15 protein-coding genes are annotated in these 20,830 nt (G+C 62.2%); 6 read left to right on the forward strand and 9 right to left on the reverse strand.

The annotated features are described in order from the left end of the window. Nucleotides 1-95: 95 nt before the first annotated feature. Nucleotides 96-1,100, reverse strand: a complete 1,005-nt coding sequence (locus MU551_RS18680) for a LacI family DNA-binding transcriptional regulator (protein ID WP_247047553.1) — start codon at nucleotides 1,098-1,100, stop codon at nucleotides 96-98. Nucleotides 1,101-1,394: 294 nt separating this feature from the next. Between MU551_RS18680 and MU551_RS18685 the strand changes: the two genes are divergently transcribed. Next, nucleotides 1,395-4,847 (forward strand): LamG-like jellyroll fold domain-containing protein, encoded by a 3,453-nt coding sequence (locus tag MU551_RS18685; RefSeq protein ID WP_247047572.1) that lies wholly within the window; start codon nucleotides 1,395-1,397, stop codon nucleotides 4,845-4,847. A 146-nt stretch (nucleotides 4,848-4,993) separates the two neighbouring features. Here MU551_RS18685 and MU551_RS18690 read toward each other — a convergent pair whose 3' ends face one another. The 8 genes from MU551_RS18690 to MU551_RS18725 all read right to left on the reverse strand — a co-directional run bounded on the left by MU551_RS18690 (nucleotide 4,994) and on the right by MU551_RS18725 (nucleotide 15,249). Next, nucleotides 4,994-5,620 (reverse strand): transcriptional regulator, encoded by a 627-nt coding sequence (locus tag MU551_RS18690; RefSeq protein ID WP_247047574.1) that lies wholly within the window; start codon nucleotides 5,618-5,620, stop codon nucleotides 4,994-4,996. A 30-nt stretch (nucleotides 5,621-5,650) separates the two neighbouring features. Continuing rightward, nucleotides 5,651-8,176, reverse strand: coding sequence for a PEP/pyruvate-binding domain-containing protein (locus tag MU551_RS18695; RefSeq protein ID WP_247047576.1), 2,526 nt, complete (start codon nucleotides 8,174-8,176; stop codon nucleotides 5,651-5,653). Nucleotides 8,177-8,220: 44 nt separating this feature from the next. Beyond that, entirely contained in the window at nucleotides 8,221-9,486 is a 1,266-nt protein-coding gene (locus tag MU551_RS18700; RefSeq protein ID WP_247047600.1) for a low temperature requirement protein A, read from the reverse strand. A 14-nt stretch (nucleotides 9,487-9,500) separates the two neighbouring features. Next, the gene (locus MU551_RS18705; RefSeq protein ID WP_247047617.1) at nucleotides 9,501-10,817 is read right to left on the reverse strand and encodes an ATP-binding protein; all 1,317 of its coding nucleotides are present in this window, start codon (nucleotides 10,815-10,817) and stop codon (nucleotides 9,501-9,503) included. Between the two features lie 102 nt (nucleotides 10,818-10,919). After that, on the reverse strand, nucleotides 10,920-11,816 hold the full coding sequence (locus MU551_RS18710) for a DNA/RNA non-specific endonuclease (RefSeq protein ID WP_247047625.1): 897 nt from the start codon (nucleotides 11,814-11,816) through the stop codon (nucleotides 10,920-10,922). Nucleotides 11,817-11,959: 143 nt separating this feature from the next. Next, a complete protein-coding gene (locus MU551_RS18715; RefSeq protein ID WP_247047633.1) occupies nucleotides 11,960-12,964 on the reverse strand; it encodes an aldo/keto reductase family protein in 1,005 nt (334 codons plus the stop codon). Between the two features lie 174 nt (nucleotides 12,965-13,138). Further along, complete coding sequence (locus MU551_RS18720) at nucleotides 13,139-14,311, reverse strand: MFS transporter (protein ID WP_247047647.1); 1,173 nt, start codon at nucleotides 14,309-14,311, stop codon at nucleotides 13,139-13,141. Nucleotides 14,312-14,334: 23 nt separating this feature from the next. Then, complete coding sequence (locus MU551_RS18725; RefSeq protein WP_247047655.1) at nucleotides 14,335-15,249, reverse strand: LysR family transcriptional regulator; 915 nt, start codon at nucleotides 15,247-15,249, stop codon at nucleotides 14,335-14,337. A 280-nt stretch (nucleotides 15,250-15,529) separates the two neighbouring features. On the opposite strand from MU551_RS18725, the gene MU551_RS18730 reads away from it, so the two are divergent. From MU551_RS18730 to MU551_RS18750, 5 genes are all read left to right on the forward strand, one after another. After that, a complete protein-coding gene (locus MU551_RS18730) occupies nucleotides 15,530-16,609 on the forward strand; it encodes a PrpF domain-containing protein (protein WP_247047658.1) in 1,080 nt (359 codons plus the stop codon). Nucleotides 16,610-16,694: 85 nt separating this feature from the next. Next, nucleotides 16,695-17,894 carry a Bug family tripartite tricarboxylate transporter substrate binding protein gene (locus MU551_RS18735; RefSeq protein WP_247047699.1) on the forward strand — a complete coding sequence of 400 codons (1,200 nt, stop codon included), beginning with the start codon at nucleotides 16,695-16,697 and terminating at the stop codon, nucleotides 17,892-17,894. Between the two features lie 8 nt (nucleotides 17,895-17,902). Further along, nucleotides 17,903-19,930 (forward strand): tripartite tricarboxylate transporter permease, encoded by a 2,028-nt coding sequence (locus MU551_RS18740; RefSeq protein ID WP_247047701.1) that lies wholly within the window; start codon nucleotides 17,903-17,905, stop codon nucleotides 19,928-19,930. Between the two features lie 42 nt (nucleotides 19,931-19,972). Further along, nucleotides 19,973-20,353 (forward strand): universal stress protein, encoded by a 381-nt coding sequence (locus MU551_RS18745; RefSeq protein WP_247047709.1) that lies wholly within the window; start codon nucleotides 19,973-19,975, stop codon nucleotides 20,351-20,353. Nucleotides 20,354-20,556: 203 nt separating this feature from the next. Further along, complete coding sequence (locus MU551_RS18750; RefSeq protein ID WP_247047711.1) at nucleotides 20,557-20,814, forward strand: hypothetical protein; 258 nt, start codon at nucleotides 20,557-20,559, stop codon at nucleotides 20,812-20,814. Nucleotides 20,815-20,830: the final 16 nt, after the last annotated feature.

Here is a 20,830-nt window from a genome sequence, read left to right on the forward strand (position 1 = left end):
GGATTTTGGGTATGCGGTAGCTGGGGGTGGAGCTGTTTTGGGCGTGGGGGAGTAGCTCGCGGACCCTGCGAGGTCCGCGACATGGGGTGTACTGGCTAGCGGACCGTGCCCCGGTCCACGAGCTCGGGGGCGACAAAGCGGACGAGTGGTTCGCCAGCCTGGTCGGGATTATTGATCCTTTGAACAAGCCGCTCGACTGCCATCCGGCCAAGCTCGCCAGGGGAAGTCTCGACGGCGGTGTACGGGAGTGAAAAGTCCCGTCCGAACTCCTTGGAATAGAGACTGACGACGGACAGATCGGATGGAACTGACATGCCACGATTGCTGAGGAACGCGGGCAGCGCTGCGATGGTCGCATCGTTGTGGACAATCAACGCGGTCGCGTCGGGCCGTGAACTCAGCATTGCCTCGAGGCTGGTCTGAATGGCAGGCTGCCGCGATTCGCCATAGTAGGTGTGCAAGTGGATGCCGTAGCGGGCTGCACGCTCCTGTGCCGCATCCCGGAAACGCCATGTATACGCTGCACCCCGGTCAAAGACATGCTTTGGCGGGCAAAGCAGCATGATGTCGCGATGCCCCAACCCGTAAAGGTTGTCGACTATAACCCTCGCCGCCTCTCCGAAGTCGAGATCGAAGACGTCAAGTCCATTGGGCTCACCGGGAAGCCCGATGAGTGCGCCGGGCTGACGCGCGGACCTCATCACCTCAATCCTCGGATCGGAATGGTGGATGTCCAGGAGGACCACTCCGTCGACCATGTTCGACTCCGTCACCCTTCGCAGGGCCGCGGCGCCGTCGTCCTCGGTAATCATGAGGATGTCGTAGCCACGCTCCCGTGCCGCGCTGGAGACTGACATGACGTATTGCATCATTGCCGGCGCGAACTCGTCAGCGTTGAAGTGAAGCAGAAGCCCCAGAACCATGGTTTTCTGGCTCGCCAGTGCGCGTGCTCCGGCGTTAGGGGTGAAACCCAGGTTCTCCACTGCCGCCCGGATGCGTTCCTGGGTTTCCGGGGAGATGGAGCGTTTCCCCGAAAGGGCGTATGAGACAGTGCTGCGCGAGACACCAGCCTCACGTGCCACGTCACCAATGGTTGCCAAGGGTCCTCCTGAGTCGAATCGGTTCGCTAAATGTAACCTCGATTTTTCATTCTGGCAATGACGTGTAGTCGAAATGCCTCCAATCCGCTTCCGGAAGCGTGGCATAAGGCATCAGAAGGCCAGAATAAGACGGATTTCGGCCCTGCTCTTGTGGCCTCCATCACGCATATGTACACTGCTCGAACCGGTTCGACAACGTTATGACGTCCCCTCAAAAGCTATGCCCAGCAGGAATAACGACGTCGTTTCCCAGCGCTACGAACCCAACGTCCCCAACCAAGAAAGCGATACTCGGTGAAACGACAACAACGTCCACTCCCCAGCCGTGTCCTCTCCGCCACCCTCGCCGGCGCATTATGTGTCGGTGGAGGACTCACCCTGTTTGCCCCTTCGGGGGCACAAGCTGCCCCGGCGCCGATGATGGTGGCCGCGGCTGATGTTCCTCTTCCCGATGAGAGCCTGATCCTCCACTACGATTTCGAAGCCAACCAGGTGGCCGGCTCTACAGTTACGGACCTGTCAGCCAAGCACCTCAACGGTGCGATCGCGAACGTAGCCAACGCTACGTTCGTGGACGGCCGCACACCGGGCACGCGGGCCATCAGCCTCCCCGGCGGTGCGTCAGGTTCGACGACGGCGCCCTACGTCACAGTGCCGAACGGGCTCTTTCAGAGCGCGACAGCCATGACGGTGTCATCGTGGATGAAGTGGGATGGCGGCGCTGATTTTCAGTGGCTGTACGGCCTCGGCAAGGACCTGAACAACGCGACGTTCCTGACGCCGTCGTTCGCGGGAGACTCCAAAACGCGGTCATCGATCAAGCCTGTCAACGGGGCAGTCGAAGTCGGTGTTTCAGGAAGCAGCAAGATCCCGATTGGCAGCTGGGTCAACGTGACCACCACTATCGACCAGCAAACCATCACGTACTACCTCAACGGCGTAAGCCTGGGGACAAAGCCGGCAACGGTGGACCTGGTGGCGAAGATGTACTCGCCGACGAACACCACGTCCGGGGCCTTGGGTAAGGCGTTTTGGGGAGGGCACCCCTTTTTTGACGGCGCGATTGATGACTTCAGGGTCTATTCCCAGGCGCTGAGCCCGGAGCAGGTGCGGACCCTGGCCGGTGACACGGTTGCGAGGGCGGACTTCACGGTGGATCTGGGAACCAGCACCGGCCCCTTCCACGGCGGAGCTTCAGGCACGCTTTACGGCGTGTACGGCGAGGGGCTGCCTTCCGCCAATCTCCTGGAAGCCATCAAACTGCGCACGGTCTCCACCAAGGCCCAGGACGGACCCCAGCACCCCGGAGCCGACGCCCTGGAAGTGGTCAAACCTCTGGCTGATGCCTCCAATGGTGATGTTTATATCTACATGACCGACATCTACCGCGGCTTCCCCTACCAATGGCCCGGGAGCACGCCGGAAGCACGCCTGAACGACTACAAGGCCAAGGTTGCTGCCCAGGTTGATCAGGTGCTGCAGCTTCCCGTCGAGTACCGGGACAATATTGTTTTCGTGCCGTACAACGAACCCGAAGGGAACATGTTCGGCACCAGCACGTGGAGCTACAACAACATCAGCTGGCTGAACGACCCGCAGTATTTCTTTAAGGCGTGGGACGACACGTACAAGATCATCAGGGCGAAGATGCCGACGGCCCGGATCGGCGGCCCGAATACCAGCACGCTTTATAACCAGGTGGAGGGTTTCCTAAAGCACACGGTGGCGGCCGGAACGGTGCCGGACGTGATGACCTGGCATGAACTCAGCGCTCCGCAATTGATCCGCACCAATGTTGCCCGTTACCGCGGTTGGGAAGATAGAGCGTTCGCCGGCACTGCCCTGGCCGGGAAGCATCTGCCAATCAATCTCAACGAATATGCCTTCAACTACCACACGTCAGTCCCGGGGCAGATGATCCAGTGGTTCTCCGCCATCGAGGACTCAAAGGTGGACGGCGACATCGCCTATTGGAACATTGACGGTAACCTCAGCGACTCGGCCGTCCAGGCAAACCGCGCCAATGGCCAGTGGTGGCTGCTGAACGCCTACGCCCAGATGTCCGGGGATACTGTGAAGGTCACCCCGCCCAAGCCCAACGTCAGCTACACCCTTCAGGGCGTGGCAACTCTGGACAAGGCCAAGGCGCAATCGCGTATCCTCCTTGGTGGGACCAGCGGCAATCAGCATGTGCAGGTCAACGGAGTGGATCCGGCAGTGTTCGGCAGCAGCGTGCACGCCCTGGTCAGGGAGATCGGCTGGAGCGGGCAGTTGGGTGATGCGGCCCAGCCGTCGGTGGTTGGTCAGCTGAACCTCCCGGTGACGAACGGCTCGATCGGCTTCGATTTCGGTGCGCACCTGCCCGCTCTCAACGCTGATTCCTCCTATGAGATCATCCTCACCCCCGGCGGGAAAGCCTCCACCGGCACCCCCGCAACCACGTTGTGGAAGGGAACGTACGAGGCCGAGAACGCCGCCTTCACCGGAACCGGCTACACCAAAAACGGGCCGGAAGGCACGCCGTCGGCCGTCTCGAAGTTCTACACCTCAGGAAACTACAACGTCGGCGGCCTTCGCACGGATTCAGACATCAAGCTGAACTTCGATGTCACCGTGCCGCAGAACGGGGACTACGATCTCAGCGTCTTCGCAAACTCCCTGAACACCTTCGGGCTGGTCCAGGAACAAGGGCCCACAAACGTGTTCCTCACCGTCGACGGCGGAGCGGAGCAGGAAATGTACCTCCCGCTGGGTTACAAGTGGGTGGTCTGGGATCACGCAGACACCAAGGTGAAACTGACCGCCGGGAAACACACCATTTCCCTGTCTGCGAAGAACCTGGCCGGAACCAAGGGGACCAAGGGCGACGCCATTGTGGACAAGATCGACCTCACCCTGAAAAACCCAGCTGCGGCACAGACCGTATATGAAGGCGAAAACGCAACCCTCAAGGGGGCAGTGGCCGACTACACCCGCACCGGGGTTTCCGGTTCGGGAACGGCACGCATCACTCAGGGCCAAAGCGCCACGTTCTGGGTCTACTCTGCCGCTGACGGCGAGGCTGAGCTCTCCGCGGACGTCCTCGGCACCGGTACGGCGAACCTGAGCGTAAACGGCCAGAAGGTGGCCGAAGGAATCACCGGGCCGCTCACCAAGGCGGTGTTCCTCGCGGGAGGCATCAACAAGGTCGAGGTAACAGCTGATTCGGGCACACTCTACGTGGACCGGGTCCGCACAGGGGCATCAACCGGGAAGCTCACCTCCACCGCCTATGAAGGGGAGACGGCTACGCTCTCCGGTTCCGCTGCCATCACCAACTACCTGTTGGCCTCAGGCGGCAAGGCAGTGACGAATGTTGGCGGAGATCCTGACAACACCAACACCCTCACTTTCGGAAACGTCCAGGCACCCGTAGCCGGTACGTATGCGCTGACCGTGCGCTACTCCAACCAGGAGCAGTCTCCGGCCACGCACTACAATCCCGACCCGTTGGCACGCCATGCGGAAATCCAGGTCAACGGCGGAACCACCAAGCGAGGCTGGTTCCCCCACACGTTCCACGCGGACAACTTCTGGGAGCTGACAATCCCCGTGGAGCTGAAAGCAGGAACGAACACCATCCGGTTCTCCTCCCAGGAGCTGCCGAACTTCAACAGCACCGAACTGCTCTCAGCGTCCGCTCCGGAACTGTTGAGGTCGAAATACGCACCAAACATCGACCGCATTCGGGTGACCGCCTTGAAGTGACGCAGAGTTCTTCGTGAAGTAAGAACGATGCATCACTCATCCTGACCCCCACTGGCAAAGAGGGAGGGGAGGCCCAAAAGCCTGCCCTCCCTCTACGCGTTTGCCACAGCACAGGGGGCGGGCTCACACTGGGCCCGCGAGCCGCCTCAGAAACGCGGTATACCCAACGTGGAAAGAAGGTCCTCGTGCAGCTGGAACCAGACGGAGTGATAGGAGGCCGGACTGTCCGTCACGTAGTCCAGGTCTCCGAACTTGCTGCGCGTGATCGCGTCCCCGAGCCGTAGGGCGTACCGCTCAAACCGGGGCAGTGCCGTGGCCAGCTCGGAACAAACAACTCCGGCTCGGGCATGAAACTCCACAAACCTGTACAGGACGCGCGCGTCGTAGCCGGAATCGCTGTGATCGTTCATCTTCAGAGTTCCGTCACCGGGTATTGTCTGCCACGCTGTACAGAGATCCAGCAGCTCCGGATTCAGCACCAGGAAGCGCCCATATGCCTCAGTCAAAGCTTCTCTTGTGCCGGCCGCGGCGAGCTCGCTGGCGATCAGCTCCGCATCTTTTGTTCGGCCGGCTTCCGTCAGGCCCCACCCGCCGAAATGGCCGGGAACGCGGGTCACCAGACCGGCCACAGCCAGGTCCAGAAGTTGCGACTCAGTCTCGGGTTCAGAAAGTCCGGCAGTAGCAGCGATGCGCTGGAGGCTCGCGAAACCGATGCAGCGGATGGTGTGAAGCACCAGGGGATCGAGGTTGCTTGGTTGGGGCGTCTCGCGCATGGGGCTGATGCTACCTCGTACGACGCTGAACTACAGGTTGGCTTGACCGGAATCGGGGCCAGCCGCCGTGACCCGCCCCAGAGTTCCGTCCACCTGCACACTTTGCCCGTTCACCAGCGTGCTGGTCCCCGAGCCCGTGCCCATGACGGCCGGGATTCCGTATTCTCTTGCCACGATCGCAGCATGGGAGCCGATGCCGCCCGCATCCACCACCACTGCGGCTGCCCGCCGGAACAGGGGTGTCCAGGCGGGATTGGTGTAGGGGCAGACGAGGATCTCACCGCTGCGCAGCAACCCGAATTCGTCCGGCCCCCGGATGATCCGAACAGTTCCGGTGGCAACACCACGGCTGGCCGGCATGCCCGATACGAGTGTTCCCGCGGCACGGCGCTTGTGTAGGAACAAGACTGCCGGATCCACCAGCGGAATTCCCTCCAGTTCCCGGCGCTTGGCCATCCTGGCCAGTACCAGCCGGCGGTACCGTTCGCGTTCGACGGCGGGCAGCGCTCCGCCGTCGTTCATTTCCGCCAGTTCCTCGAAGCGGAGGTGATGGACGTCCGCAGTGTCTGCCAACACTCCGCCATCGTGCAGGCGCCTGCCCAGGTCAAGTAACGCTCTGCGAAGGGGTGGCATCACCTTGGTGGCGTAGAAGTGGCTGTCCTCGCGGAAGGCCATGCCGGTTTTTGCGGCCTCGACGGCGGACAGCAGGTGCCGGCGTACGGCCGGTATCCTCCTCATGGCGGGGTGCCTCATCAGCTCGGCCAACGCCGCCCCGGTCTGGTCTGTGGCCGGCTTCCGCTCACCCAGCATCGAGGTGACGAGGCCCAGCACGACGTCCGGGGCGTCAGACCACGTGGGCGAGCTGCTCAGCACGATGCTCACCGTTTCCCGGTGCCCGTACTCCGCCAAAAAGGCCCGAAAGCCGCTGTGAAATTCCCTGAACTCAGGCTCGGACTCCAGCCGCGCCAGGAGTTCGCCCGGGCCGCCGGGCCCGGCGAAGGCAAGCATCAGGCCGGGATGCGACCTCACCTGCAGGGCCAGGTCCTCCAGCGCACGGTTGGCCTGGCTGGTGCGTGTTTCCGCACCCGCAATGAGTACTGAACCGAGGTGCTTCTTGCCCAGCAGCAGGAGCATCAGCCGCAGCTTCAGCTGCGGAACAAAGGCGCCAGGCAGGTAAGAGATCCGCAAATCGGTGATCCCGCGCATCGTAGCGAAAGTCTCCTCGGCGAGCCCCACCACCTCCTGCCAGGTCAGGGACCGTGGATCCTGCGCCTCGAGCCGGCTGACGTTATCCAGGAACATCGTGAATCTGCTGTCCCGCGTCCACACAGCAGGATTGAACCGTCGGGCCCTCCGCGCCACCGAGACGGGGGCGGCGAGGGTTCGAAGCGTCGGGTGCGGCACCGGAGGAACCAACCGGAGCACCACGCCGTCCTCCTCGGGAAGCAACTTTTCAACCGTGGGAAAAACGACGCCGACGCTGCCCGCCATGCCCCGGAGCATGGCCAGGACCCCGCGCTGCATCCACCCCGAGACGTCCAAGGGATAGGGCCGCATCTGGAACATCTCGACAAAGAACGGTCCCATCAGCCTCTGGAACGGGTTCAACCGGAGCGGCGGCGGCGGCAGGGCCGTCATCGGCCGTGCCTGGAGCACATACACACGGCCGTCCGCCACGGCCCATTCCATATCCTGGGGCCTGCCGAAATGGTCCTGTGCCCGGAGCGCCAATCTTGCCAGCTCCTCAAGGTGCCCCTCAGAGAGGGCGGGACGGGTGGTGCCCGTACCGGCACTCTCCTCGGTGCCCCCGCCGGCCACGGAACGGATGCTCAACTGGTGGCCGCCAGGGGTGAACGCCCGGACCTTCCCTGTGGTGTCCAGGACATAGTGCTCCGGTGTGACCAGCCCTGAAACCACGGCTTCACCGAGACCGGGGCTGGCATCGATGACGATCTCACCGCGCTCGCCGGTCACCGGATTCGCACTGAACATGACACCGGCCATCTCCGCCTGCACCATGTCCTGAACGACGACGGCGATGGCAACCTGCCGCTGGTCGATCCCCTGCCGCTGCCGGTACGAGATGGCCCGGTCCGTCCACAGAGAGGCCCAGCAATCCAACACGGCCTGAAGAAGTGACTCCTCGCCGACGATGTTCAGAAAAGTGTCCTGTTGACCGGCAAAAGCGGCCCCGGGCAGGTCCTCAGCCGTGGCGCTTGAACGCACGGCCACCGGCCCGCCTCCCATTGCCGTGTAGGACGCGGCGATTTCCGCGCGGACAGCGTCCGGTATCTTCGCCTGGCTGAACAGATCCCGGATTTGCGATGCGGGCGCCTGGTCAGCGTCGTTGAACCCCGCAAGCAGCCTGTCCAGCCTGTCTCGCAAGCCGCTTTCCGCCAGAAGGGCGCCATAGGCGTCGGTGGTGACAACGAAACCTGCCGGCACCGGGAAGCCTTGGCGTCGCAGTTCGCCGAGGTTGGCGCCTTTTCCTCCAGCCAATAAAAGATCGTCGGCGCCAAAGTCGGCGAGGATGCCGACGGTGTTCTGCTCAGTCATTCGGGGCTCCTGACGGGAACTGGCTGGTCCTTCACAAGCTACGCTCAGCTGCCGGCCACGGCCACCCTTGAATGCAGGCGTTCCAGTGCAATCTTCCGACGGTGGGCCGCCTTCGCCCGGGGATGCTCCTCAACGACAACCGAGACAGCCAAGGCGGCACAAATCACCAGCATGCACACCGGAACGGCCACGCCCACGGTGGCCAGCCCCACGCTCAGCCCAAGCAGAAGCACCACTACCGCTGCCACACCGACAATTGTCCGGTCAAAGCCCAGCATGGCGCTGTACAGCCATGTCAGCGAGAGCTTGAAGAGCGCGACTGGAACGGCGATGGTGGCTACAGCAACGGCGGCACTGATATGGGCCTCATGGTCAATAAAATAGGCGGCAACATGCAGACCGGCGCCCGTTGCGGCAATCGTGGCAAAAATCGGCATGTGGGCGTAGCCGAAAAGATAAGAACGGTGCCGCTGGAGATGCAGCGACTGGCCCGCCGGCAGGATGAAGTAGATCCACCACATCCCAAAGGCGATTGCAGTCCCGGCAAAGCCCACCACCGCAGCGTCCAGGCTCCATCCGTGGTTCGCAACGATCGCGCGCAAGGTCTCGATGGCCCCGGTCAGGCATTCGCCCAGAGCAATGATGGCCAGGAGGCCGTAGCGTTCGGCAATGTGGTGGGCGTGCCAGGGCGTCCTGATCTTCCGTTCGGCGAGGGAAGGGGTGGCCATCTCGAACACCATGAGCGGCACCATCATCAGGAAAGTGGTCAGGATATCGGCCTGGACGATCATCACTACGATCCAGCCGAGCTGTGCCAGCACAAGATACTTCGCATAGTTGAGGCAGGTTTGCCGCCTTTGCGAATCCTGCCGGGCAGCCCGCAGCCACTGGGAGACGAGGGCCAGCCGCATGATCACGTAACCGGCCACGATCACCGTACTGTTAACATGGCCACCCTCCACCAGGGAGTGAAACATCGGCTCGATCCCCATGGCCAGGATCAGGACGCCCACCATCTGCACCATGGTGACAACCCTGAAGATCCAGTCGTCCGTGTCGTAAGCGCTGGCAAACCAACTGAAGTTGATCCACGCCCAGATCACCGCGAACATGGCGAACAAAAAACCCAGGAGGCCTGCACCGAAGTGGGCCTCGGCAATCTCGTGGGCAAATTGGCTGCCGGCCACGCCGAAGGCAATCACAAAAGTGAGATCGAAAAAGAGCTCAAGCGGAGTGGCGGCCCTGTGCTTCTCCCCGGGGTCCCGGCCTCCCATCCGGATGAGTGCATGCCCGAGTGGGTTCGTGGCCATAAAGGCGCCTCCTGCTATACGCGGCCGAGGGAGTCGATGTCCTCCAGGAACTCAGCGTAGACCTCTTTGCTGACGGTGGTCCGCGTTTCGCCGATCGCGTCCAGGTAGTCCTGCGTGGCCGGTCCCTTCCGGATGGCGTCCCGGACTGAGAGGCTTCCGCCGGAAGCGAGCCCGCCGTCGTCGTACACTGCTTTTTCCAACGCCCGCTGGGACGCACTGCGCGCGGCGTACTCGATGTCCGCCGGCGAAAAGCCTTCCGTGCGGTCAACGAGGAGTTCGACGTCGACGTCGTCCACCACCGCCGGAGGGATGAAGCGCTGCCACATGGCCTCACGCGCGAGACGGTCCGGAAGACCGATGGGGATGACATAGTCGAACCGGCCGTGGCGCAGGAACGCAGTGTCCAGGGCCCGGATGAAGTTGGTGGCGCACACCAGCAGGCGGCCGGGCTGTTCGCGGAAGGCCGGGATGATCTTGAGCAGTTCGTTGGTGACGCCCTGCAGCGGCGACGGGGGTTCGCCCGAGCGCTGGGCCGCAATCTCCTCCACCTCGTCAATGAACACCACGGCATGCTCCAGCTCCGCGATTTCAAGGAAGGTTTCGCGCAACGCACCCGCGAGCCCCTTGGGATCCGAGGCCAAACGGGAAGGGAACACCTCCACGAACGGCCACTCCAGACGGGAAGCAATGGCCTTCGCAAACGTGGTTTTGCCGGTACCTGGGGGCCCGAACAGTACCACTGCCCGCGGCGGCACCACACCGTATTCGTCGGCTAGATCGGCCTCGGCCAGCGGCAGGACCAGGCGCCGCTCCAGCAGCTCCTTCTCGTTGTGCATGCCGGCGACGTTCTCCCAGAGGTTCCGGGCCAGCACCCGGCCGCCCAGCAGGCCCAAAGGTTCCAGTTCCTGGCGTGCCACTGGAATTTTGCGTTCAAAGTAGCGCAGGTTCTTCTTGAGCTGGAAGCCTCGGCTGAGGAAGGCCTCCACCCGGGTCTCGGATTCCGGCATCAACGCGGAGAGCTTGTTGAGCCCGTGCGGCGCCATCCGGTTTTCGACGGCGGCCAACAGTGAAGTGCCGATTCCCCGGCCGCGGAACTCAGGCAGCGTGGCCAGGAAAACCACCCACCCCTGGTCATGGGCGGCACGTCCGACGGCGGCACCCACCACTTGCTCGCCCTGCACCGCCACTACGGCGTAGTCCTTCTCGCAGGAGGCCAGAACTTCAGACAGGGCATAGACGGGTTCGACGTTGGTGGCTTTGAGGGATTCCCACAGGTGCAGGATCCCGTCAAGGTCGGCCGAATGAAAATCCCTGATCCGCCAGGTGGTCATGAGGTGTCTCCCGTGTGGTTCGTCGTTGAGCCAATGAGTGCCCTTCGAGCATATGCGACCACAGGTAGCGCCAAGGTAGCCGGGAGAGATCCTGAACTTTGGTTACGCCGGGAGATCGAAGTCCAGGTCAAGGTCTTCCGGAGAGTGGAGCCGCCGCCAGGCCGAACCCAGGCGGGCGGATGGCAATACCGCCGCGATGGGCATCCGGTCCAGGGCTATCAGGTGGGCGAGTTCCAGGCCACTTAGAGCGGCGATATCCCGGATCGGTACTTGGAACGTGCGGAACGGTCCAAGCGGAGGAGCGTCTTCCCCGACCCCGGGCCGCGGCACATCCGGCAGCTCTGCGAGTTGTGGTGACTGATCTACGACGTACCCGGTGGCAGCCAGCGCGCCGCTCTCGATAAACACGGCGACCTTAAAGTACTGCAAGGGGATCTCGACACCCCGGTAGACGGGATCGGCCTCACCGAAGATGGGGCCGGTGAAAATGACAAGGCGACGGCGGTTGTCGGCCGCGTTCTCGAGCAGGTAAGACTCCAGACCCAGCCAAAGCTCCAGGCCCTGGTTGAACTTGGCCGCCTGTGGCGCAGCGTTTGTGTAGTGGAAGGTGTCTTCGTTCGCCATGGCGGCTTCTGCCACGGTGTCACCCCACACGGCTGATGCCCTGCGGACCAGGTGACCGCGGTCGATGTCGTTGCGGGCGTAGACCCTTTCACCTGTCTGCTGATCCTCGGACAACCTCGGGTCCAACCTCCATTGGATTCCATCGCGGTCCAGGTTCATCAGCTTCCCACCATCAACGCAGAGGGCCGTTACGGCGGCCAGTCGCTTGTCCAGCCGCATCAGAACTGAGAAGTGCGTGTATGGGAGCAGGGCAGTGTCGACGTCGTCCAGCGTGGGGAGGGGAACACGGGTCCCGAGGAATTGATCGTCGTATCCAGCGCGGTCAGAGAGATCGTTCACCATCAGGGACAGAGGGTCGGGCAGTAGCTGGTTCATCCGCAGAACGTATCAGCGGGAGGTGACAGTAACGTGAACGTCAGCTGCACGGATCCCGAATTGACCCAGTGGCGGGTTCATTCCAAAGGCGTTCCAAGAGCCGTCACCGTCGAAGCCGACGACGGGTGACGGCTCTTGGGTTTCTATACGTCGCGCAGGTTCGGGGAGATGGTCTTTGCCGGGTCGGTCTCGGCGAGGGAGCCGATGGCGTCGTCGATCTGCTTCATAACGGCCGGTTCGAGCTTCACTCCGGCGGCCTTGACGTTCGATTCAACCTGCTCCGGGCGGGAAGCCCCGATGAGGGCGGCGGCCACATTCGGATTCTGCAGGACCCAGGCGATGCTCAGCTGCGCCATGGTCAGCCCGGCCTCGTCCGCGATCGGCTTCAGCTTCTGTACGCCGGTGAGGACGTCATCCTTCATCCAGCCCTTGACCATGTCGGCGCCGCCCTTCCCGTCGGTGGCCCGGCTGCCCTCCGGTGCAGGCTGGCCGGGAAGGTATTTTCCGGTGAGGACTCCCTGAGCAAGCGGTGACCAGACGATCTGGGACAGGCCCAGTTCCTCCGACGTCGGAACAACCTCTTCCTCAATGACCCGCCACAGCATGGAGTACTGCGGCTGGTTGGAAATCAGCTGGATGCCGAGGTCCTTCGCGAGTGCATGACCAGCCCGGATCTGCTCCGCATTCCACTCGCTCACGCCGATGTAGAGTGCCTTGCCCTGTCGGACGACGTCCGCGAAGGCCTGCATGGTTTCCTCAAGGGGAGTGGAGACGTCGTAGCGGTGGGCTTGGTACAGATCCACGTAGTCCGTCTGCAGCCGGCTCAACGAACCGTTGATGGACTCCATGATGTGCTTGCGGGAAAGCCCGACGTCGTTCTTTCCGCCGGGGCCGGTGGGCCAGAAAACCTTCGTAAAAATCTCGATGGATTCGCGCCGTTCACCCTTGAGTGCGTTTCCGAGGACGGTTTCTGCGGAAGTGTTCGCGTAAACGTCGGCGGTGTCGAAAGTGCTGATGCCAGCGTCCAAGGCCGCCTGCACACACTGGGTGGCGACGTCGTTTTCCACCTGTGAGCCGTGGGTGAGCCAGTTGCCGAACGTGATTTCGGAGATTTTGAAGCCGCTGTTGCCCAGATACCGGAATTCCATAGTGTTTGAAGCTCGCTCTCTTGAATTGAACAGTCATTCCCCACAGGCGCAGCGGATAGCACTGCGGTTGCGGAGGTTGTCTCCAACCTAGGTGCTTCCCGTCCCGGGATAAACCCTTTTGCCTGTCCCTGTTCTTCCTAGGACTCGGAAACCTACCCTCGGCGGACTGCTCGATCAGGACCTTCTGGGCCACCTGATGGACGCGGCGCAGAGAACTGCTGACGACATCCATAAAGCTCCGCCCGGTCCCGCTGGGGCTGCCAGCAATCCTGCGCCGATCGGCAGGACCACCTGTCCGAGGCGGTTGCCAAGCAGCCTCAGCGCCAGGGCGGCACCTCGTGCGTCCGGAGGAACAGCCTGGGTGATCAGGGTCATCGTGATCGGTTGTCCGAGTCCGAGGAAAAATCCAACGATGGCTAAGAGGACCGCCGCCGAGACAGGATTCCCAAACAGCCACGGCAGGATCGACAGGGAGACCCCCGCCCCTACAAGGCTGGCGGTTATGAGTCCGGTTCTGCTCCATCGGGTCAGCATTACGGATAGGAGCAGACGGGACGTGATGGAGGCGGCCGCCCGGACGGCCAGCAGGATTCCGATGCCGACGGGGGCGATCCCTTTTTCCTCTCCCAGCAGAGGGAGGAACGCAACGATGATGTCGGTCGTGGCCAGCAATGCAAGGCTGGCGAGCATGTTGGTTTTCACGGTGGGGATACCCAGAAGGTGGGCCACAGACTTCGATGTGGGAGTCTTCGCAGGCGCTGCGGCTGAGGTTTCCGGGGCAGTTGCGCGTTTTTTCGTCGTTGCCCCAAGGGCTACCGGAATGGCCAGCACGGCTATTGCCCCAGCAAGTAGCAATGCTGCGTTGGCGTCCATGAGGCGGGCGGCTGCCGACGCGTTGCCTGCAGAACCCATGGCCAGGCCTGCAGCAAGTGGACCAAGGAGTTGGCCGAGGGAGAACGCTGCAGTGAACCAGCCGAAGGCCGCATCCATCCGGCTGAGCGGAACGAATCGTGCGATGGCCGACTGTCCGGCAATCGTGAAGCATAAATGCCCAACGCCCAGCACCGCGCTGGAGATGCCAACGAGCAGGAGGGATGGGGCGGCGGATAGGAGGAATGGGCCGGCCGTGAGTAAGAGCGTCCCTGCCACGGTGATGCCTCTCATCGATGTTCGCCGGTCTGACATCCGCCCAAGCCAGAGGGCGATCGCCACCGGAAGGAGGGCAAAGGAGGCTGACGTCAGGCCCACTGCTACCGAGTCGCCGCCGAGCGCCAGCACCTTGTAGGAGATAAGTGGCCTTGCCAGGTTGAGCGCGATCTGGCAAAGGACTGCTGATGCAATCAGCATCCACAACCACCGCCCGGAGTTCCTCACCGGAAGTCCGCGGTGGTATCTTTGGCGACCTCCAGGAGCGTTGCCTGGAAGGCCATTTCCGCGGCGGCGCGTACCCTGTCGTGGCGGTGAGCGAGGAGCACCCTTCGGGATGGTGCGCTCGAACCGAGGGAAACTATGCTGACACCTGGGTGCTTATTAACGACTGCTGTCCGCGGAGCCAGCGCGATACCAAGGCCAACACTGACCATGGCTTGGGCCTCCTGGTAGTCGTTGGCCTGGAAAGCGATCCGTGGAGTGAACCCTGCCGCACGTGCGCTTCTCTGCAGCACTTCAACCACCGGATGGGCCTCACCGCGGACGATCCATTCTTCTGTGGCAAGGTCTGCCATGTCCACCTGCTTCCGACGCGCGAGTCGGTGGTCCTTGCCCACAATGAGCGCTGTGGCGTCCTCGAAGACAGTAGTTAAGGCAAAGTCCCTCGGGTTGATCCGGTTCCATTCGTAGTCCCAGAGAAGAGACATCCCAACCTGGCCGTTTTCCAGCATTTCAACCAGTTCCTCGAAACGGCTGCTGCGGACGTGCAGCTCGATCGCCGGGTACTCCTTCTTGAACCGGCTGATCACGAGCGGAAGAAAGGAACCACCCAAAGTGGGAAAGGTGCCCATCGTGAGGCTGCCACGATGAAGCCCTGCGATTTCCGCGAGATCCGCCTCCGCGGCCGCCATTTGGCGCAGAATGCGGCGCGTGTGCGCGGCGAGAACATGCCCGGCATCCGTCGGAACCATGCCGCGGGTCTGCCGCTGAAGAAGCGGCTGCCCGATTTCGGCTTCCAGGCGCCGCAGTTGCTGTGACACTCCCGACGGGGAGTACACGTGCTTTTCTGCAGCAGCGGTAATCGAGCCAAGCTCGACCACGTCCAACAGCAATTCGAGTCGTCGAATGTTAAGCACAAGCGCTCGCCTCCTTTGAAGTATTTCTTACTCCCCCTGCACAATCTTATGCGCATGCTTCAGGCAGGGCGCAATTTCGCAGATTGAATGACTGGATTGTCGCTCGGCACGGTTGAATCCCTCTGACCCGGGCGCTTTCAAGGGCTGATGATTGAAGTATAAGTGCATGGATGTGCATTTATTGGCGCTTGTAATTCATCTGAGCCACGGATCACACTGAGACCAGCCGACAGGGCTTGCGAGCCCCAAATAAAGGGCCAGGGAAGGTGTGAAAGCAAATATGTTCAAGATCCCAGCGGCGTGGATGCGGGGCGGAACCAGCAAATGCTGGGTGTTTGAGTGGGACAACCTGCAGGTTCCCGGGAAAACAGTGGATGAAGTTCTTCTGCGTCTTTTCGGCAGCCCCGACAACCGTCAGGTAGACGGTGTCGGAGGCGGAACGTCCACCACCAGCAAAGCAGTCATCCTGTCCCGATCCCTCAGCGAAGAGGCCGATGTCGACTACACCTTCGCACAGGTTGCCATTGACGAGCAGCGGGTGGACTGGGGCAGCAATTGCGGCAACTGCTCAGCCGTAGTTGCCCCGTACGCAATCCAACGCGGTTGGGTGGCTCCCGGCCAGGAGAACACATCGGTCCGAACGCTGAACACCAACACCGACCAGCTCATCCTTCAGAAGGTTCCGACGCCGGACGGCAAACTTCAGGATCCAGGCACCCAGATGATTCCCGGAGTTCCGTTCCCCGGGCTGTCGGTGGGCATGGGATTCCTGGACCCAGCCGGGAGGACCACCGGAAAACTGTTCCCGACCGGCGAACCGGTGGAGAAAGTGACATTCGACGGGCGTGAAGTTTCGGCCACGCTCATCGATGCAGGTGCTCCCCTGATCATTCTGGACGCGGAGTCCATCGGCCTCACCGGTACAGAGACGGCCGCAGACATCGACAGCCAGGCTGCACTCCTTGTCCATTTGGACGACGTTCGCAGGGATGCCGCCGTTCGGATGGGACTTGCGGCCACAAGAGCTGAAGCCGCACGGGCGATACCGAAGCTGGCACTGGTCAGCAAAGCGTCCCAGGACGACGAAGCTGACCTCAACGTGAGGATGCTGTCTATGGGAAGGCTTCATCCGGCCTTGGCTATCACGGGGAGCGTCGCACTGACCATGGCCGCGCAGCAAGAAGGCACGGTGGTCAGAGACCTCCTCACAACTGATCCTTCATCCGGGCTGATCATGCGCACTCCGGCCGGCATCGTCCAGACATGGGCGGAGATACGCGACGGCGTGCCAGTCGTCGGAACCATTCGGAGCGCCCGCCTCATCGCGGACGCCGAACTGCTGCTGCCAGAGTCCTGGTAAGCGGAACACAAAAACAACAGGCTGACCTCTTATTGACGCCGGAGTGGTGTTGCATTGAGGTAGGCCCTAACCAAAGGATTTCTCAATGACGAGCAAAATGTCATCCTTGGAACCGCCCGGGCTTTCTCCGGAAAGTAGCGAAGGGCAAGGCGAACAGCCTGATCCGCCCAAGCACTCCCGGCGCACCATCCTTACAGCCGTAGGCGCCTTCGCGCTGCTGGGCACCGCGACCACCGTCCTGGGTGGAAGTTTGCTGAACCCGCCCTCCAGCACCGAAGATGGCGACTTCAGCGGCGAAACCCTCGAATTCCTGATTCCCCTGGCCTCAGGCGGCGGAACAGATACCTGGGCGCGGTTCATCGGCACTGAACTGACTAACTATGTTCCAGGCCGGCCCGGTTTTGCACCCGTGAACGACGCCGGCGGCGAAGGCATTCTGGGCACTAACAGATTCGCCCGCTCAGCCAAGACCGATGGCACGGAGATCCTGGTTGGCACGGCCTCAACCGTGGTGCCGTGGGTTCTGGGACGTTCGGCCGTGAAGTACTCCTTCGAAGACCTTAAGCCTGTGGTTGTGAACGGCACCGGCGGAGTCATCTACGCCCGTGCCGAAGCAGGGGTGGCCGGTTTGGAAGACCTGATCAACAGGGACCAGCCGCTCGAGTTCGGCGGTATCAGCGCCACAGGCCTGGACATCACCACCCTGGTAGCCTTCGACTTGCTCGAAGCCGATGTGACAAGCACCTTCGGGTTCGAGGGCCGGGGCCCTGTCAACCTTGCCCTTCAGCGCGGGGAAATCGACCTGGACTACCAGACGACCTCCGCCTACGGCTCCGCCGTCGCAGGCATCGTCAAGGAAGGCAAAGCCGTCGTCCTGATGTCCTTCGGCCAGCTGAACGAAGCCGGTGACGTCGTCCGTGACCCCAACTTCCCTGACGTGCCCACGGTGGCCGAAGCATACGAAACGCTCCACGGCAAGAAACCCTCGGGCGAAAAGTACGAGGCCTACAAGACCCTGCTCGGACTGACCTACACCTACCAAAAAGGACTCTGGGTTCCACAAGAGACCCCCGAAAGCGCCTACGAGCTGCTGCGCCAGTCCAGCGAAAAACTCGGAGAAGACAAAGGATTCCAAGAGAAGGCCGCCAAAGTGCTCGGCGGCTACCCCCTGGTTGCGGACCCCGGCACAGCCGACCGCGTCCGGGACGCCTACAAAGTCAGCGGCTCCGTCCGGTCCTATGTCACAGGGCTGCTCGCGAGCAAATACAACATCCACGTTGAGTAAGGACCATCATGCTTGACTCCGCAATGGCAGCGCTGGCATCGCTCGCTGACCCCTCCCTGCTCATCATGCTCCTGATCGGCACCGTCGCCGGCCTGATCATGGGCCTCATCCCCGGACTCGGCGGGACGGGCGCCGTCGCGATCCTTCTGCCCATCACGTTCGGAATGGAACCGCCCCAGGCCCTGGCACTCCTGATCGGCGCCCTGGCCGTAGTTCATACCTCGGACACCGTCTCGGCGGTATTGCTCGGCGCCCCCGGCTCCGCCTCAGCCAGCGTGACCATGCTCGACGGATACGCCATGGCAAAGAAAGGACAAGCGGCGCGGGCCCTAACGCTGGCGTTCCTGTCCTCCATGGCCGGCGGCATCATCGGCGCCGTCGGTCTGACCTTGGCCATCCCGTTGGCCCGGCCTCTGGTCCTTTCCTTTGCCAGTCCCGAGCTCTTCATGCTGACCGTCCTCGGTGTGGCTCTTGCCGCCGTCCTTTCCCGGGGAAATATCATCAAGGGAGTCTCCGCAGGCCTCCTTGGCCTGATCCTCGGGATGGTCGGGACGTCACCGACTACGGCGGAGGAGCGCTTTACGTTCGGCAGTCTGTTCCTCGGCGACGGCCTGTCCCTCGTTGCTGTAGCCCTTGGTGTCTTTGGACTGGCCGAAATTGCGTCCCGCGCCAGCCAACGCCGTGGACAAAAGCAAGTCATCACCCTCGGCGGCGGCTGGGGACAAGGCATCCGAGAGTGGCTCACCCACTGGACTCAGGTCATCCGCGGAGCACTCATCGGCATCTGGGCCGGCGTCCTGCCCGGCGTCGGCGCCACGGCAGGAACCTGGATGGCCTACGGCCAGGCCGTCGCAACGGCAAAGGATAAGCGGCAGTTCGGCAAGGGCGACCCCCGCGGCATCGTGGGCCCTGAAAGCGCCAACAACTCCGTGGAGGCCGGCGACCTGATCCCCACCCTGCTGTTCGGCATCCCTGGCGGGGTCCCCTCCGCGATGCTTCTCGGAATGCTCCTCACCTACGGTATCCAGCCCGGCCCGTCCATCATTACCGAGCACCTCGACCTTATGTACCTGATCGTCTGGTCATTCGCCATCGCCTCCGTTCTTGGCGCGCTGCTCTGCTTCCTCAGCGTCAAGCAGCTCGCCAAGCTGACGAAGGTCCCCTTCGCTGTACTGGCGGCAGGCCTCGTAGCCATCATGCTCCTGGGATCATTCCAGGAAGGCGGCCAGCTCGGCGACCTCTGGATCATGATCGTCCTCGGCGCTTTCGGCTGGCTGCTGAAATCGACAGGCTTCCCCCGGGCACCTTTCCTGATCGGCTTCGTCCTGGCAATCCCGCTGGAACGCTACTACTTCCTCACCGACAGCCTGTACGAAGGCTTCGACTGGATGGCCCGCCCCGGTGTTCTGTTCTTCCTGGCAATCCTGATCCTGCCGATGATCTGGGCGTTCATTAAGTTCATCCGCGCCCGTCGCCACACCAATGTCGACGACGGACACCGCGACGAGCAGCCCGAGGACGACGAAGCCCCGCTGAAGAATTCAACCTGGTCCCTCGTAGCATCAGGAATCTTCTTCGTCGCCTTCGCCGCGGCCTTCATCGCGTCCTTCTCATTCTCACCGGAAGCCAGGCTGGTCCCCCAGCTGGTGAGCACCGGAGGCCTGATCTTCTCCGGCATCCTGCTCTTCATTGAGACCCGGAGAAGGCTTCGCGACAGAACCCCGAAAGCAGATGCGACCCTTGCGGCGGAGGCAGAGGGGATCCTTGACACACAGACCACGAAGGCAGGTTGGACCCTTGATGCAAAGTTCGCGTTGAAGACCTTCCTATGGATGACAGGCTTCCTGGCTCTCACGGCCGCCTTCGGATACCTGATTGCAGTCACGATCTTTATCCCGGCGTTCCTGCTGATCGTGGCACGGGCCCGGGTCAAGACGGCCGTCGTTTATACCCTGGTGCTGTACGTCGTACTCCTGGCACTGCCATCGCTCCTGCCCATCGACCTTCCGCAGGGATGGCTCAACACAATCGTCTAGCGTCCGAAGCACTGCCCATCGAAAGCCATTGGAGAATCAAGAATGACCGTACTCGTAGCCTACGCACCCGCTCCCGAAGGCAGGGAGGCGTTGACGGAGGGGATCAAGGAAGCCCATCTGCGGAAGTCAGACCTGCTCATCGTCAATGTTGGCCGTGGCCACCACGACCTGGATGAGCAGGAACTGCAGGAGCTGGAGGGCCAACTCACCGATGCCGGGCTCGCACTGACGATCGAATCCTCCATCCTGGCAGATCCGGGGGACGCGGTCATCCAGATCGCACAGGACCGCAACGCCGAAATGATTGTCATTGGACTGAGGCATCGGTCCATGGTCGGCAAGCTCATCCTGGGAAGCACCGTACAGCGCATATTGCTGGACGCCACTTGTCCCGTACTCGCTGTCCGGTCTGACAAACTCTGACCGAACGCCATGGCTGCCGGACTCATTGTCCGGTGAGCGTGCTGCCGTTCCCGCACTCCATCGCAACAGGTAGCCCGAAGGACGGGCGCGCGAACAGCGCAGCATGCAAAGGGAGGCAGGGTGACCAAATGGTCGCCCTGCCTCCTTCTATAACTACCCGGAAGAACTTTCTGCCGAACCGCACTAGATGAAGGATCACCGAGATGGACATCCGCTCTCGCACGGCTAAGACCCACACTGGACCCCGGACGCCTGAACCTGTTCTCAACTGGTCAACACTTTCCCGCACGGATGAAGTGGAGATCCACAGGCACGGACGAGTCATAACGTCTGGCCGGATCGACATGCTCGCCATGGATGGCAGCGTCCTCTGGCTGCAGCAGGACGAAGGACAGGGCCGGGCACTGTTCCTTCACAGTGATGGGCTGAGGGTGTACCGGAGATGGGAGAACCAAAGCTGAGCTAAGGAAGCCCCAA

Source organism: Arthrobacter rhizosphaerae (assembly GCF_023062595.1).
Taxonomy (GTDB): Bacteria; Actinomycetota; Actinomycetes; order Actinomycetales; family Micrococcaceae; genus Arthrobacter; species Arthrobacter rhizosphaerae.